The sequence below is a fragment of the Candidatus Poribacteria bacterium genome, assembly GCA_021295755.1.
Classification (GTDB): Bacteria; Poribacteria; WGA-4E; order WGA-4E; family PCPOR2b; genus PCPOR2b.
On the sequence record JAGWBT010000162.1, the window covers coordinates 3,867 to 7,630 of the forward strand.

The window sequence follows — 3,764 nt, forward strand, 5'->3', positions numbered from 1 at the left end:
GGATCGAGTTTTCTGCCGTGGGAGAAGGTAAAGGTCGGCACGACGAGTGTACCCGTTGAACCGAGTACATCCAAGAACGCGTCAACCACAGCGTCCGCGCCGCCTTCGACGTAGCCGATACTGCTCAACGAACTGTGCACAAAGACAATATGACCGGCCCCCAAGCCCAGCGTTTGTAGTGCTTCGGCGATTTGCTCCTGTTTCACTATCTATCCTAACGCTGCGTCCACCTTATTAATTGCCGCAGCCATCAATCGGGCGTGGTCTTCCTGCATGTTGACATTAAACCCAAACCGCAAGGCTCTGCCTAAGATCGAAAGGGTCTGCGGGCACATATCCCGTGAATACTCAACGTTCCCTTTGTAGGCTGGATCTTTCCACGGATAACCCGATGGGTGGTGGGAGTGCTTAAACAGGATTGAATCCCAGTAATAGTAGATGTGCCGATCTGGAAATCCCTCGTTGTACGCCGTGCCTGCTCCCAACCCTTCTGCCTTGAGTGCTTCGACGTATTTCGGGGTGAGTTCCGGATCCTTAACAATGATTGCTGCGCTGATGCCGCATTCGCCATCAGGATCATCGACATGCTGTGGGATATATCCCTTCGGCTCATCCAACTCTGCGAGGAACGCCTTTTTCAGCCGACGGGTATGGCTCAAGATGTCCTCAAGTTTGGAAAGTTGTACCCGCGCAATTGACCCCATGATTTCGCTCGGACGGTAGCCCTGACGTGAAAATGGCGGATTTTGCCACTCTTTATCGCTCATCCACATCGGCATTGCAGCATCGCTAGCGAAGGCGGTGCGTTCATAGATATCGTAGTCATCCGTGAATACCATGCCTCCTTCGCCACAGCTAATTACCTTGAAGTAATTTAGGCTCCACGCACCGGCTTCACCCCACGTTCCGGTATACGCGCCGTTATACCGTCCGCCGACACACTGACAACAATCTTCGACCATTTTGAGGTCATGCCGCTTGGCGATCGCCATGAGGTCATCAAGGCGACACGGCACCCCTTGCATGTGGACGGGCAGGATTGCCTTTGTGTGTGGGGTAATCTTCCGTTCAACGTCGGCAGGATCCATGCCGAGCGATTCATCAATTTCAGCGATTACGGGAATAGCACCTACACCAACAACGGCCGCTGCTGTCGCAATAAAGGTATAGCCCGGAACGATCACTTCGTCGCCGGGACCGACGCCAATTCCTGTCAGCGCACAGATTATCGCGCTCGTACCAGAATTAACCATTAGCGCGTGATTCACGCCGAGCAGTGCCGCGGCTTCCGTTTCAAACGCAGCTACGTGAGAATCCTCAACAAACCGGAACAGTCTGCCGCTCCGCAGCACTTCGGTGACTGCGTTAATCTCCCGGTCATCGATAGCACTTGGACCGTGCACACCGCTGGGAATAGGTTCCGCAATAACCGGGGTTCCACCATCAATTGCCAATCGCTCTGCCATTTCTTTTCCTCCCGAGTCCCCATTTTTTGATATATGTTGTCGACCCCTATTGGGATTTGAACACTATATCATAGCGAGGGATCTCTGTCAACGGTTGTTTTTCTGACCTCAACCGCCTCGCTGAAAGCGAACTTGACATTTTTTATGGCGTAGAATATCCTATAGCCATCTTATTTTTTAGAAAGTTGTGATTGGTGCTATGCAAATTTCACAGGCTTCCATTGAACAGGCAATCAAGACTGTCGTTGTCAACATAAGTCCACCGATTGTTGCGGTATACCTTTTTGGATCTCGCGCAACAGGGAAGGTATGGGCAGAGAGTGACGTCGATGTGGCACTCCTATTTGGTGAGATGGAAGCGTCGAACCAGATAGAGATTATTGGTAGGATATCAGAATACTTGTGCCAAACCTTGGACGGCGTTGAAGTTGATGTTGTGAGTCTGGATGGAGTCCCGACGCATTTTGCCTATGAAATCCTGCGGACGGGGAAACTTGCCTTTTGTGCCAATCCATACGAGCGCATTCAGTTTGAGATGGGCGTTTTTGAAAAATACACGGATGAAGAACCATGGCTACAGATTGGTCGTCGTTATCTGATGAGGCGGGTAAAAACGAGACAGATGTTAAAGAGAGGGAAGGACATGATAGATCGGGAGCGCGTTGAGCATTTAGTGAATTATGTCCAAGAGATACTGAATCGTTTACAGAGTCACCAGGGGAAGGGTTTCGAGGAATTCGCTGAGAATTTCCAAGCGGTGGATGCGTCATTATACGAGCTCCAAACAATGTTGGAGGCAATTAGCGACATTGCGATGCACGTTGTTACCGGCGCTAATCTAGGATCGCCTAATAGCCGTCCCGAAGCGATTGAAATGCTCGCCAAGAATGAGATCATACCACAGGACCTTGCAGAGAAAATTAGCCAAGCTGTCAGGATGCGGAATATCATTGTCCATCATTACCCTAGAGTTAATCTGCGTACAGTTTACGATGTCATCCAAGACGGTCTCGGGGATATTGTCGATTTTTGTGCCGAGATTGCGAACTATCTTGATTCGCTGTAGGGGCAACCCTTGTGGTTGCCCTTTTGAACTTTGGAAGATTGGAAGATAAGTGTCAATTTAGGAGGATTAATCTATGCCGAATCTGCGTTTTGCAGCACCCAAAGAAAAACGGGTGGCAGTAATTACTGGCGGGGCTCGAGGTATCGGTGGGGCGTCTGCCCTTCGGATTGCGGAAGAGGGGCGGGATATTGTCATCGCGGATATCCTCGAAGCGGAAGCCGCCGATTTAATTAAAGAGATTGAACAGATGGGGCAGCGTGCGCTGTTTATAAAAACAGACGTTACTGATTTCGCTGCCGTTCAATCAATGGTCGATCAAACGGTCAAAACCTTCGGGCGTTTGGACATTCTTGTCTGCTGCGCTGGAATTTTGGGGTTGGAAGCACCGTTCCATGAACAATCGGTTGAGCAGTTCGATAAAGTCATGCGGATTAACATCTACGGCGTTTATCACGCCCATCAGGCAGCTATCCCTCACATGTTGGCGCAAGGCTGGGGACGGTGTGTGACAATCTCCTCCGGAGCACGCAACGGCGGGACCAACGTGGTTCCGTATGGTGTTTCTAAGGGAGCGGTCTTCTCGTTTATCGGTGCGCTTGGCAATGCGTATCCCAAACAGGGAGTGTTCGTGAATGGTGTGGAACCGGGACGTGCGCTTACGGAGATGGTTGTTCCACGCTTTTCTGCTGAATTTCTCGCCAATCCGGGGACGCCGGTCGGGCGGTACTCAGACGCGGAGGAGTTGGCAGAAGTTATCGAATTTCTCTGCTCAGAGCGCAATACCTACACTACCGGCGCTGTCTGGAGTGTGAAGGGTGGAACAGGATAATGATGAATGGGTGAGATTGAGAATCGCTGACAGAGGAGGAACAAGCGGCAATGCGTGATAAACTCACAGAAGAACAGATCGAATTCTACCAAGCCAACGGTTTTCTGGTCATTGAAGATTTTCTTGATGCGGACGAATTGGAAGAATGGCGCCGATGTACCGACGAATCCGTTGCAGAGCGTCTGGGTGGTGCCGTAGATTTTTTGACAAATCAGATGGACCCAGACGCTTTTTACGCGAGGGTATTCACACAGTGCCTGCGGCTTGCGGATACGCACAAAGGTATGAACAAACTGATCTGTGACCCAAGAATCGGGCGGATGGCTACAACATTGGCGGACGTAGAAGGCATCCGAATCTGGCATGATCAGGCGTTAATTAAGCCACCCCACGGGAATCCTAC

General features: G+C 50.7%; 5 protein-coding genes. 3 read left to right on the forward strand and 2 right to left on the reverse strand.

Annotated elements, in window-relative coordinates; translation table 11 throughout:
• Together J4G02_19770 and J4G02_19775 are read right to left on the reverse strand one after the other, a co-directional pair.
• A partial coding sequence (locus J4G02_19770) for an AAC(3) family N-acetyltransferase (protein MCE2396769.1) occupies positions 1–209 on the reverse strand: 209 nt, incomplete at its 3' end.
• A complete protein-coding gene (locus J4G02_19775) occupies positions 210–1,466 on the reverse strand; it encodes a DegT/DnrJ/EryC1/StrS family aminotransferase (GenBank protein MCE2396770.1) in 1,257 nt (418 codons plus the stop codon).
• 199 nt (positions 1,467–1,665) lie between these two features.
• Between J4G02_19775 and J4G02_19780 the strand changes: the two genes are divergently transcribed.
• From J4G02_19780 to J4G02_19790, 3 genes are all read left to right on the forward strand, one after another.
• On the forward strand, positions 1,666–2,532 hold the full coding sequence (locus J4G02_19780; protein MCE2396771.1) for a DUF86 domain-containing protein: 867 nt from the start codon (positions 1,666–1,668) through the stop codon (positions 2,530–2,532).
• Between the two features lie 73 nt (positions 2,533–2,605).
• Positions 2,606–3,361, forward strand: a complete 756-nt coding sequence (locus J4G02_19785) for an SDR family oxidoreductase (protein MCE2396772.1) — start codon at positions 2,606–2,608, stop codon at positions 3,359–3,361.
• 50 nt (positions 3,362–3,411) lie between these two features.
• On the forward strand, positions 3,412–3,764 hold a 353-nt coding region (locus tag J4G02_19790; protein MCE2396773.1), incomplete at its 3' end, for a phytanoyl-CoA dioxygenase family protein.